We start from the raw sequence: 12,186 nt of genomic DNA on the forward strand, positions 1-12,186 counted from the left end.
AAAACGCGTCAGCGAGGGATCCCATCAACCGGATAAATCCCTCGCTGACGCGTCGGGTTGCGATAGGTGCGCAACTTCAAAACTCACGTGTCGGGTTGTGATAAAGAAGCGGACGTTCAAAACTCACGCGGGAAAGTCACGCTGCAAGTGCCTGGCGAGGCAACATGAAAATACCGCACGGCCGTTGGGCCGAAAGCTGAACGACGTCATTGCTAGACGCAGGAAAGTGCGGCGTAACTAATAGCCCGGTTTGGTCGCGCGCAAGATGGCATCGATCTCAGCGCGAACGGTCGCATCGAGATGCTGGTAGTCATCTCCGGGGTCCGGCGAGCGAAGAACCTCTCGCAGCTGTTTCAGAATTTGATCGCGGAGTGGTTTTTGCAGTGCATCAAACGCTGGCGAGTAGATCAGATAGCTGCACGGATATTTGAACAAGCGGGTTTTTAGATCGAACTCACGCAACGAGCGTCCCTGTTGGTCAGTCGGTCCTTGTTTCACGAAATCGTCCGCAAAGATCACCGAACCGTTGACCGCAGACGTTAGCGCAGCTTCACCGCAGAACAACAGACAGTCGACGACCTGCTTGGCGGTCATCTGGCACTGTAGTTGCCACTCAGCCTCGTTTTCAGCCGAGGCTTTGATCGCACTCTGGTCATACAATTGTTTACGAATCGTGAAATCGGCGCGGGTCATGACGTTGTGCATCATCGACTGGTGTTCCAAGACCATCAGCGCGACGATGTCACTCAGTGGCGAGAGGTAACTGTGGGCATCAAAATCATCCCACAGGCTTAGCCGATTGCCATTGTTCGTGAGGTCCAGTTGTCCGCCACGCAGATAGCTATTTCCCATGTGGGGCATCTCGCCATGTCGGCCGGTCACATACCATCCGCCCCATCGCTGCGAAAAGGGGCTGGTGTGATCTGTGATATACGATTGCCGTTGCGAATCGACGCTGCCATCCACGTTGGGGAACACACTGCGTACCGTGTGGCCAGGTACGCCCAGGGTCATCGATGTCACATGACAAGCCAAACAATCGTATGTGGCTTGTTCCATTTTGGCTCTCCACGGCATCATATCGACCGTGTAGAACGCAGCCCCTAATTTCGGGTCGGCTGTCGAGATCTCCATCAGCGTGCTACCGCGCACCCAGCCGACGTATGTATCGTCATTAAAGTAAATCGCGCGTGGATTGCGCCGCGAGATATGACGCACTTGCATGCTGGTCTTGGAAAACACCAGAGTTTGTGACGACTCAGGGATCTCCAGTGCGGCGAGCAGCGACCGCAGGTAGCCGTGCTCGCGTGTGTACTCCAGTTCGATCGCTTTGGATTCAATGCTGTCGATCAGTCGGCTGACACGATTATTTGCTGGGGTTTCCGAATACTCGATCGGTGGTGCTTCGATATCGATGCCGGGCTGTGCCAAGACCACTGAACGGCTCGACAGTACGCCGACGACAGCCAGCCAGCACAGCTTGGCCAGGATCAGATGTTGACCAGTGGGGCGATTCATTGTGCGTCTCTCTGGCGACCAGATTGGATTTGTGCACCTAAGGGTATAGATCTGGTGATGGCGCGTCAAGTTGTACGGTTCGATCGAAGTTCTGGACGTTGTGCCGGTGAATTTTGTTGCTTGGCGTCTTCCGCTAGCGTTACAATTCAGGTAATCGCCGACTGCTGTTTGCGATTCTACTTTTCTGTTTGCTCCTCTCACTTTTCACAGCCGGGCCTCGTTTCGCCGTGATGCGGCAATCGGAGTGCCGGTCGAATTGTCGACTGTATTACCTGCATTGGATGCTTGCGGGGATACCGGATTAGACGCAACGCCATACGGAGATCGTGTCGTTATTCCTCACGCACAGACACTCAGCCGCTCGTCTTTCACCACCTTCAAAACGCTACTCGCAACCGGACTGATCTCCGCATGTCTGACCAACGCCGACAATCAACGATTGCTGGGACAGGGCGTGGGCGCGAAAGCGCTGACAAACGCTGTTGACCTAGACGGCAAATTGCGGCGACCAGGCGAGGCAGGTGATACGAAATGCATCGTGTTTTCGTTTCTGTCGACCGAGTGTCCGATTAGCAACAGCTACTTACCATTGCTGAATGAACTGTCGTCCAGGTATCGCCGCCAAGGCATTGAGTTCTACGGTGTGATTTCAGATCCCGCGGTGACACGTCGTGAGGCGATCGAGCATAGCGAGGCGTACAAGGTCAGCTTCCCTGTGTTGTTCGACGGTTCGGGAAAGCTGCGTCTGGCACTCTCGCCAACCCATACGCCTCAGGCGATCGTTGTCAGCGACAGCGGGAAGATGCTGTATAGCGGCGCGATCGATGACCGTTACGTCAAATTGGGGAAAAAGAAAGACGTTGCCAACCGAGATTTTTTACAGCTTGCGCTCCAATCGGTAGTCGACGATCAGCCGATTGCCCTGCCGAAAACCACGCCAATCGGTTGCCCGCTGGAAGATCCCCCCAACAAGACACAATCGGGCAGCGTGACCTACACCCGCGACATTGCACCGATTATCCAGGCCAACTGTGTTTGTTGTCATCGTCCGAACCAATCGGGACCGTTCGAATTATTGACCTATGAGGATGTCAGTGGTCATGCCCGGCAAATTATCGAAGTCACCCAATCGGGATTCATGCCGCCATGGAAACCGTCGACCGTCTACCCAAGGTTTCAAGACGAACAGCGGCTGACAAAACATGAATTGGATTTGTTGTCGACGTGGGTTGAAATGGGAAAACCGCAGGGGGATCCGGCAGATTTACCGGCATCGCCCGCCGTTGAAACGGGATGGCGTTTGGGAGAGCCGGACAAAGTTCTGGAGATGAGTGAGGTTTTTCCGATCCCGGCCAGCGGACCGGACATTCGCCAGTACTTTGTGATTCCGACACGGTTGACTGAAAACCGTTTGATCAGTGCCGTCGATTTTCAGCCGGGAACGCCGCAAGCCGTTCACCACGCCAGTTTCTTTTTGGATGGCCGCCGCGTTGGTCGCCATCTGGATGAAGCGGACCCATCGCCGGGCTACAGCGGTTTTGGTGGGCCGCAGTTTGAATCTCAAGGCACGCTCAGCAGTTGGTTCCCCGGCATGGCCGCGCGGCCGCTGCCCGATGGGATGGGGCGTTGGATTCCCCGCGGAGCCGACATCGTCGCCGAAATCCACTATGTCTGTACGGGAAAGCCGGAGCGCGACCGGTCGAAGATTGGGATCTACTACGCCAAACGATCGGCGCGCCAGGTTGTGGTCGAACTTCAGGTCGGCGAAAAACGGCTTGAGATTCTGGCTGGCGAGAAACGTCATCTGGAAACGGCCGATTACACCCTTCCGGTCGACACCACTTTGTTGGACATCGTTCCGCACATGCATGTGTTGGGGCGCGAGATCAAAGTGTTGGCAACGCAGCCCGACGGTGCCGTCAAGCCACTGCTGTGGATCAAGGATTGGGATTTCAACTGGCAGGGACAATATGCCTATGCAGAACCGGTCGAGCTTCCCAAAGGCACCAAGATTTCGGTCCAGGCCTGGTATGACAACTCGTCTGACAACCCGCTGAATCCCAACTCACCGCCCCGAACGGTTTACTGGGGAAGTGACTCGACCGACGAAATGTTGATCTGCAACTTTCAGTGTACCTGCAAGACCATGCAGGAACTGAAGGAATTGCAACAGCACCAGCGACGGTACATTGCACGCAACAATCAAACCGCAAAAGAGACAGCCGCAAAGTAAGGCGGCCAGTGATCAACTTTGCGATGAACTAACCTTGCAGAGATTGCTGCAGTAGCACGACCGCTGCGCCGCTTAGGTAGCCCATGACAGCCCAGGGTGCGATTCGTTTGACGTACCACATGAAATTGATGTGCTCGATGCCCATCGCTGCCACGCCTGCGGCCGATCCGATGATCAGGCAACTGCCACCGGTGCCGGCACAATACGCCAACAGCATCCAAAAGGGGTCGTTGGTGGGAAGATCGTACATCTCGATCCCCGCGGCGACCAGCGGAACGTTGTCAACGATTGCCGACACCAGTCCGATGACGATGGCCAAGACATCTCGGTTCGGCAAAACCGAATCGAGCCACAGGGATGCAGATTGCAGGGTTCCCATTGCGGACAGCGATCCCACGGCCAACAAGATGCCCAAGAAAAACAGGATGCTGGACATGTCGACACGTTTAAGCGCAGCCAGCACGCCAGTGCTCGATCGGGTCTTTTCGTCAAAGTGACGGCCGATCAGTTCCGAGACAATCCACAAAATCGACAGACTAAGCATCATCCCCATGTAGGGCGGCAAGTGCGTGATGGTCTTCAGCAGCGGTACGGCGACCAGTCCAGACAATCCGAGCACCAGGAATAGCCATTGATGCCAGGGGCGGATTTCGCTGGGCACGCTTTTTGTTTTCTTCTGTCGCGGCGTGATTTCCCCGGACATCGTCAGCGAAATGCATGTCAGCGGGACCAACAAGCAAACCAAGCTGCCCAAGAACAATTCGCTCATCACTTCCGACGGCCCGATCTTGTGCTTGATCCACAACATCGTCGTTGTGACGTCGCCGATCACAGTCCATGCCCCGCCGGCGTTGGCGGCGATCACGACTAGACCGACAAACCGTAACCGGTCTTCGTGGTCATGGATCATTTTGCGTAGCAGCGAAACCATCACGATGGTGGTGGTCAGGTTGTCAAGCGCAGCGGAAAGGAAAAAAGTCAGTAACCCGACGGTCCACAGCAGTTTTCGTTTGTCCTTAGTCACGATCCGGTCGGTGATCAACGCAAACCCTTCGTGGGCATCGACGAGTTCCACGATCGTCATCGCACCCATCAGAAAAAATAGAATGCTGGCGATCTCACCGGTTTGATGCAGGTGTTGCACATCGATGGCAAAGTGCAGCGGTAGGTTGCTCACCTGGTCCTCGACGGCCTCCAATCGAAACCAATTCGGAATGGATTCGCTGGGCATCAGAGAGTCGACGTTGATCACATACAGCGACCAGCACACCACGCCGATGAACAGAGCGCTGGCAGCTTTGTTGATCTCCAGCTTGTGTTCAAATGCAATTGCCAAATAGCCGAGAAGGAAGATGCACAGAATCAGAGTCAGCATGGTGATTTCGTGGCAGTGGTTGCCAGGTTACGGCCATTCGTTTGCAGGGCAGACGCGGTCTGGGGTTGAGGTTGCGGTCGGTTTGTTTGGCATCATAGCGAACGGCTTCTGCGCTCCAAGTGGCGGACCCTGCGGGGTGCGTCCAACCAACTCGCCTGGCAACCCCCCACCCACGCCAAGGCACTCCGACGGCACGGCACGCAAGCAGCGGGAATGAAACCTTCTAGAAAAGCGTATTTGTGAGAGGCATTGGTTATTGGTACCCCGACGCGTCTGTTTTGAAGCCAGCGTTAAACAACCTTTCAACTCAAATGGACCGGTAAATTGCCGCTTCGATCCTTTCACTCTCCCGCGGGGCGGGCGAGTGAATTGCAAAAGGCGCTGGCGTTCAAAACGCGTCTGCCAGCGATCGCGTTGACACCCGAAATCCCTCGCTGATCGGCTTGTTGATTTAACGATGGTCGCCTTTCGCTCTGCGAAGGTCCCCGCCTTAACCTTGCTTTCGCGGAGCGAAAGACGACTCTACCGTTGCGGCAGGGATTGAATCAACACGCGGCAAGCGAGTGTGAGTGTTGGTTGGTATTCAATTTCGAGCGCCGCTGTCCATTCAGATCGTTGATCGTTAGGATCTGATCACGGATTCGGCTACGATGACGACCGGAAACTCGAGACTCTTTTTGTTTGGCTGTGAGCGTTTATGCCAGATTGGCTGCAGTATCTTCTGTTGATTGTTGTCGGTCTGGTGCTGCTGGTCGGTGGCGGCGAACTATTGGTGCGTGGTGCATCGGCACTGGCGCGGCTTGCACGCGTCGGACCGCTGGTGATCGGTTTGACTGTGGTCGCATTCGGCACCAGCGCGCCCGAACTTGCCACCAGTCTCGGAGCTGCATTTTCTGGCAAAGTCGACTTGGCGATCGGGAACGTTGTTGGCAGCAATATCGCCAATGTTCTGTTAATCCTAGGGGTCGCGTCCCTGATCATGCCCCTCAAGGTGCAGAGCCGATTGGTGCGATTGGATGTGCCGTTGCTGGTGGTCGCCGGGTGTGTTTTGTTGGCGATGGCGTGGAATGGAAATATCAGCCGGGTGGAAGGTGCTTTCCTGGTCACCGCGATTGTGATTTACACGATTTGGTTGATCCGACAAAGCCGATATGAATCCGCGGCTGTCACGCAAGAATTTGCAGATGCCCTCCCGCCGGTCGAGGGGCATCGACGCAACGCGATTCGCCAACTGGTGTTGTTGGTGGTCGGGTTGGGACTATTGGTGATCGGCGCCAAATTGTTGGTCGATGGTGCGAGCGATTTGGCGCGCGGGTGGGGCGTCAGCGAGTTGACGATCGGGTTGACCATCGTTGCCATTGGGACGTCTCTACCGGAGTTGATGGCATCCGTCATGGCGGCCCTTCGCGGTGAAAGCGACATCGCCGTTGGCAACGTCGTTGGCAGCAGTTTGTTTAATATCCTGTCGGTGCTCGGGGCAACTGCCCTGATTGCTCCCGGAGGAATCGACGTCTCGGTGTCCGCGATTCAATTCGACATCCCCCTGATGATCCTGGTGTCACTGGTCTGTCTGCCGGTTTTCCTCACGGGATGGCGGGTATCACGCTGGGAGGGCGCCGTTTTTGTGGTCTGCTACATCACTTACTTAGTCTATTTGCTCAATCGCTAGAAACCATCGACCAGCCCCAAAGGTTTGCCAGCGGCCTGCTTCGACGACGACTCTGTCGCCCGATGTAACTACTGCTGCTGCATCTCTTGCTTGATTTCATCCAGGCTGACATTGTCGTGCGACCGTGACGAGACAAAGTTACCGTCACCTGGATCGTCCAAGTAGTTCGGTAAGTGCCAGACCGGCGTGCCATTGTGCTTGAGCCATAATTCCTGGAACGCCAGCGAGCCCGGCGCGTACTTCCAGGTGAGTTCGTCGCCATTCCGATGGCATTCGATCAGCAGCGTTAATTCCGGGTCTGTGCCCAACTGGTTTGTGAACAGAAACAGACTTCCATCAATGACGGGTGATCTCGCGTCGCTCAGCTCTTTCGCGTTGAGCCGAAAAATGGCTTTCGGTTGGAGCTTTAAAGAGTGTATTTTTCCCGTTTGAGCTGATCGTGTCTGCGCTTCAAATTGGCGTGCCAGGCCGCGCATCTGGATGTCACGTCGACGAATCGCTTCCGAATCGGTCCCGGCGACCGGCGTGACTGCCCGCGGAATGGGTCTCAGTTTGACTCCGACCGGCGACCACCTCTCACCCCATTTCATCGGACTGGAGATGGGCATTGGAGGTGTCTCAATCAGTGCCTGGAACTCGTGGTACACCTCGCGACCTGTCCCAAAAGGCTGTGAAAGGACGCCACCGACCACCACCGCTCGGCCGCCGTAGGTCCAAACAAATACATCTCCCGAATTTGCAGCTGCTGTATTTCGCAAGCTCTGGTAATCCAGGCCGGTCCATGTGAATACAGGGTCTTCTAACTTGAGTCGCTGCTGGCCGTCCACGTCCAAGAAGAAAGAAAACGTTTCCGCGCGATGGCGATAAAAACGCTTCAGCGTTGCGTGATCCTCCTCCGCATTTTGTCCCTGTACTGCTGTCGTCATCAACAAAGCGAATAGAAGTGCCAGTATGCGCATCAGAGATCCCATCGGGGGCTGTCGTTGAGTCAAAATACGGGTGGGGTTCCATGAGCGTTCTGCCCCCGGAATCGATTTTAACCAATCGAGCTTGGCCGGTTGTGTATTCGGATGCTGGTCGCCGTGGCTATCTGTCGTTTTCCAAGCCGGCTTTTACGCTGCGATCACCACAGGCAACCAAGTCCGAAGGCGCATGAAAAAAACCTGAGGCGGAAAAGGATCCACCTCAGGCTTTTTTGGGTTTGATCGGTACGATGGTTTGCCGTTACAGCAGGGCGCCCATCTTGGCGACCAGGTCGGCGGTGCGGCAGCTGTAGCCCCACTCGTTGTCGTACCAGCTGACGACTTTCGCCAATTTGCCGTCGATGACTTGGGTGAAGTCCGAGGCGAAGATGCTGCTGTGCGAATCGTGAACGATGTCGCTGCTGACCAAGGGATCTGTTGCGTAGAACAAGATGCCTTTGAGTGGGCCTTCAGCGGCAGCCTTGATTGCGGCGTTGATCGTTTCGGTAGTCGCTTCTTTTTTCAGGTTCACGGTCAGGTCGACGACGCTGCCGGTGGGGACCGGAACTCGCATTGCGATACCGGTCAACTTGCCTTGCAGTTCCGGAATCACCAATCCAACCGCTTTGGCAGCGCCAGTCGAGGTCGGGATGATGTTCAGGGCCGCCGCACGGGCTCGGTACAAGTCACTGTGCGGTTGGTCTTGGACGTTTTGGTCGTTCGTGTAAGCGTGAACCGTGGTCATCAGACCGGATTCGATGCCGAACGTTTCGTTCAGGACTTTGGCGACAGGTGCCAAGCAGTTGGTCGTGCAAGACGCATTGCTGACGCACTTCAGATCGGCGTTCAGCTGATCGTCATTGACGCCCAAAACGCAGGTCAGGTCGGCGCCGTCTTTGGCCGGAGCACTCAAGATGACTTTCTTGCAGCCGGCTTCCAGGTGACTGTCGTAACCCGGTTTGTCGCCGCTGGCGCGACCGGTGAAAAATCCGGTCGACTCGATCACGATGTCGACGTTGTGCTCGCCCCAAGGCAGTTTGCGTGGGTCACGCTCGGCCAGGGCCAAGATCTTTTTGCCTTCGACAGTCAACGAATTGTCGTCGTAGGTCACTTCGCCGGGATAGCGACCATGAACACTGTCGTACTTCAGCAACGTCGCGAGTGTTTTGTTGTCGGTCAAGTCATTGACGGCGACCACTTCAAACTCGTCACTACGTTCCATCAAATTTCGAAAAGTCAGGCGACCGATGCGGCCGAACCCGTTGATTGCAACTCGAATAGCCACAGTAATGATGACTCCTGGCGTTGTGGGGTAGACTTGCCAACAAACGACAAGGACACCCGTCAAAGGGGATGGGAAGATGTTTCGCGAAGAAACCATTTCGATTCAGATCACAGCGGAGGTCCCGTTGACCGCCACGCCGCCTCGCGTCTTGCGAATTATAGAAACGCTAACCCATTAACACCATGACCCAGAATTCCGCTCCACCGAACTGGCGACGCCCACCCGGTTTGGCCAAGGGGACGTGGGAATATGTGCACCAGCGGTCGATCGCACGCCACTATGATGACTTTGTGGCGGACACTCCTCTTTGCCAGCTCGACCAACAATATGTCGAACGCGTTTTGGCGGACGTTCGTCGAGAACAATCTGCGGGCCACCAGGAAAAACTTCTTGAATCGCGGCCCTTGATTTTGGATTTGGGCTGCGGGACGGGGCGGTTGGCACTTCCGGTCAGTGAATCCGGGTGCGATGTCCTGGCGATCGATCTGAGCCAGCCGATGCTTTGCGAACTGCGGCAGCGTTGCCCCGCGCCGGCCGGTGGCCAGATCTGGCCGATTCATGCCAATCTGGTGCAGTTGCAAGGGTTACGCGATGGGATCGCCGATCACGCCATCTGTATGTTCAGCACGCTGGGAATGATTCAAGCACGCCAGAATCGCATCGAATTCCTGCGACATGTGGCGCGGATCGTCAAACCCAACGGGACGTTCGTCGTGCATGTGCACCGGCGCTGGGCGGGCTTGCGCGAATCCGGCGGCTGGCGGCGGTTGGCCGGATCCTGGCTACATTCACTGCGCGATCGCGAGAGTGAATTTGGCGACGCGACATATCCCTATCGCGGTTTACAGAACATGTTCATGCATCGATTCAGCGGCAGCGAACTGAGATCCGAATTGGCAGCCGCCGGTTGGCGACTGGATCGTTTGGATCGAGTCGATTTGCAAGGCCAGCGGCTGACGCAATCCCGTTGGAATTCCAGCGGGTACTTCGCGGTTTGTACCGCATTTGAATGAGGCATCGATTTTTCCTAGCCCGACGCGTCACGGCCTGTTGATGCAGTTCGTATCGCAACTTCGTTCGGCCCAGACGTGGTTTAGTCCAGACGTGATCGGACCAGGTCGACAATTTGGTCAAGCACCTGTTCGGGCAGCATGCCGTCGGTGTTGATCACCACCGCATCATCGGCAGCCCGCAAGCGACCGACCGCTCGCATTCGGTCCTCCAAGTCACGCTGGTTTTGCGCCGCCAGAACGTCTTCCAGCGAGAGATAGCTTCCTGAATCGGCGAGTTGCCGCATTCGTCGCTTGGCCCGCTCGGTCGGCGATGCGGTCAGAAAGATTTTGCACTCGGCGTCAGGAAACACCTCGGCGCCTTGATCCCGGCCTTCGGTCACGATGTTGCGACCGCAAGCGATTTGACGCTGCAATTGCGACAGTCTGGAGCGGACCGCAGGGACATCGGCCAAATAGCGAATCGACCGGGTCACCTCCGGCGTGCGGATCAATCCCGACACATCTTCCTGATCAATCCAGATCGTGTTGGATTTCCAGGCCAGGTTCAGCGTTCCAACAAATTCGGCCAATCCGTCGGTATCGGACAGATCCATCTGGGCTCGCAGTGCCGCCAGCGTCGCCGCACGGTACATCGCACCGGTATCCAGAAACTCGAACTCCAGCCTGGACGCGACCTGATGCGCGATGCTGCTCTTGCCCGCACCGGCGGGGCCATCAATGGTGACGATCAAAATGCAATTTCCCTACGTGAATCGATTGCGGAAGTCTATCCTGATCGGGCTCGCGTGGTTGTGCAATCGGTCTTGCCGAGCGACCATTCCCGCCCGATTTGCTGTGCCATCCGCCGAGACGAACGCCGTGCGCGACTATCTGAAGCTTCATCTGGTCATTCTGCTGTGGGGGTTCACCGCCGTGCTTGGCAATTTGATCGACATCAGTCCCACGCAATTGGTGCTGATTCGCAGTTTGTTGGCGACCCTGTTGTTGGTCGCGCTGCTGCGCCGCCGGGCGATGATTCCCGGCCGATTGGCAGTGGCCCTGATCGCCAATGGCATGCTGTTGGGACTGCACTGGGTGTTGTTCTTTTTGGCAGTCAAGATCGCCAGCGTTTCAATTTGCATGATCGGTGTCGCGACGGTCTCATTTTGGACCGCGCTGCTAGAACCGATGCTCAACCGCAAGGTTCGGCTGCAGCGCGTCAACGTGGTGTTGGGACTGGTCGTGATTGCGGCGGTCTACCTGATCTATCGAAGTGAAACCGAGTTTCATTTGGGATTGATCGTGGCGGTGTTGGCCGCCGTCCTGGCCTGCCTGTTTTCGATCTTCAATGGCCGACTCGCAGGCAGTACAGGAGAAACCGTGATCGTCATGTACGAGATGGCGGGTGCCGCGATCCTGTGTGTCGTGGGGCTGGCGATTGCACCGCTGCTAGGGATTGAACTGGCATCGGATCGCATGCTGCCGACACCCGTCGAATGGATCTATCTCGCCATCCTCGTGCTTGTCTGTACTATCTTTGCTTATTGGGTGTACGTGGAATTGCTGCGGCGGATGTCCGTGTTCACCATCAATTTCGCCAACAATATGGAACCGATTTACGGCATCACGTTTGGAGCGATCTTCTTTGGCGACCTGCAACACGTCGGAACGGCGTTCTACGCAGGAGCCGTCTTGATTTTTGCAGCCGTGCTCGTGCAGCCCTGGCTCGCCAAACGTTTCCCGTAACCCAATCAAAGTGGGCAGCCACTTTTGGCTCTCAACCACGATCAACTTGATGGATTTCGCAGACGCCGAGCGAGTATGCTAACAATTGAGAACCACCCGTTGCATCAGCAGGCACACCGCAGCTGCCAATCGTAAGCGCCTTTTCGTTCAAGAAATGAATTCAACTTCAGTAGCGTCTGATCGATTGAGTATTTCCTACCTGATGGTGCTAACGGCGGGTATCGGTGTGTCATTCTTTGTTGCCCGCAGCATTAAACTGTTGCGTTTCGCCGCCGACGCCCAGTACTACAATCTTGAATCGGTTTCCGACGTCGACGCCTTTGGGATGCTCGTTGCGGCAGTCTACGGGCTTAGCGTCACGACACTTGTCATCGCCATTTTTCTAAATAAAACCCCTTTCCCCTGG

At 55.9% G+C, this 12,186-nt stretch carries 10 protein-coding genes and 1 pseudogene; 6 read left to right on the plus strand and 5 right to left on the minus strand.

The annotated features are described in order from the left end of the window. Positions 1-237: 237 nt before the first annotated feature. On the minus strand, positions 238-1,518 hold the full coding sequence (locus tag NHH03_RS25705) for a hypothetical protein (RefSeq protein WP_253161183.1): 1,281 nt from the start codon (positions 1,516-1,518) through the stop codon (positions 238-240). 256 nt (positions 1,519-1,774) lie between these two features. Here NHH03_RS25705 and NHH03_RS25710 point away from each other — a divergent pair, with 256 nt between their 5' ends. Beyond that, complete coding sequence (locus NHH03_RS25710; protein ID WP_253161185.1) at positions 1,775-3,751, plus strand: redoxin domain-containing protein; 1,977 nt, start codon at positions 1,775-1,777, stop codon at positions 3,749-3,751. 28 nt (positions 3,752-3,779) lie between these two features. Here NHH03_RS25710 and nhaD read toward each other — a convergent pair whose 3' ends face one another. Further along, positions 3,780-5,126 carry a sodium:proton antiporter NhaD gene (nhaD, locus tag NHH03_RS25715; RefSeq protein WP_253161187.1) on the minus strand — a complete coding sequence of 449 codons (1,347 nt, stop codon included), beginning with the start codon at positions 5,124-5,126 and terminating at the stop codon, positions 3,780-3,782. A gap of 697 nt (positions 5,127-5,823) precedes the next feature. On the opposite strand from nhaD, the gene NHH03_RS25720 reads away from it, so the two are divergent. Next, entirely contained in the window at positions 5,824-6,795 is a 972-nt protein-coding gene (locus tag NHH03_RS25720) for a calcium/sodium antiporter (protein ID WP_253161189.1), read from the plus strand. 68 nt (positions 6,796-6,863) lie between these two features. Here the strand turns inward: NHH03_RS25720 and NHH03_RS25725 are convergent, their stop codons facing one another. Next, a complete protein-coding gene (locus tag NHH03_RS25725; protein WP_253161191.1) occupies positions 6,864-7,721 on the minus strand; it encodes a hypothetical protein in 858 nt (285 codons plus the stop codon). 83 nt (positions 7,722-7,804) lie between these two features. Here NHH03_RS25725 and NHH03_RS25730 point away from each other — a divergent pair, with 83 nt between their 5' ends. Next, positions 7,805-7,951, plus strand: coding sequence for a hypothetical protein (locus NHH03_RS25730; protein ID WP_253161192.1), 147 nt, complete (start codon positions 7,805-7,807; stop codon positions 7,949-7,951). 68 nt (positions 7,952-8,019) lie between these two features. Here NHH03_RS25730 and gap read toward each other — a convergent pair whose 3' ends face one another. Further along, a complete protein-coding gene (gap, locus tag NHH03_RS25735) occupies positions 8,020-9,042 on the minus strand; it encodes a type I glyceraldehyde-3-phosphate dehydrogenase (RefSeq protein ID WP_253161195.1) in 1,023 nt (340 codons plus the stop codon). Positions 9,043-9,224: 182 nt separating this feature from the next. Between gap and NHH03_RS25740 the strand changes: the two genes are divergently transcribed. Further along, a complete protein-coding gene (locus NHH03_RS25740) occupies positions 9,225-10,055 on the plus strand; it encodes a class I SAM-dependent methyltransferase (RefSeq protein WP_253161196.1) in 831 nt (276 codons plus the stop codon). Between the two features lie 80 nt (positions 10,056-10,135). On the opposite strand, the gene cmk is transcribed toward NHH03_RS25740, so the two are convergent. Continuing rightward, complete coding sequence (gene cmk / locus NHH03_RS25745) at positions 10,136-10,786, minus strand: (d)CMP kinase (RefSeq protein ID WP_253161198.1); 651 nt, start codon at positions 10,784-10,786, stop codon at positions 10,136-10,138. A 103-nt stretch (positions 10,787-10,889) separates the two neighbouring features. Here cmk and NHH03_RS25750 point away from each other — a divergent pair, with 103 nt between their 5' ends. Then, positions 10,890-11,780 carry a DMT family transporter gene (locus NHH03_RS25750; RefSeq protein ID WP_253161200.1) on the plus strand — a complete coding sequence of 297 codons (891 nt, stop codon included), beginning with the start codon at positions 10,890-10,892 and terminating at the stop codon, positions 11,778-11,780. Between the two features lie 154 nt (positions 11,781-11,934). Next, positions 11,935-12,186: pseudogene (locus tag NHH03_RS25755) on the plus strand (hypothetical protein); the annotation flags it as partial.

Source organism: Stieleria tagensis, assembly GCF_024129865.1.
Taxonomy (GTDB): Bacteria; Planctomycetota; Planctomycetia; order Pirellulales; family Pirellulaceae; genus Stieleria; species Stieleria tagensis.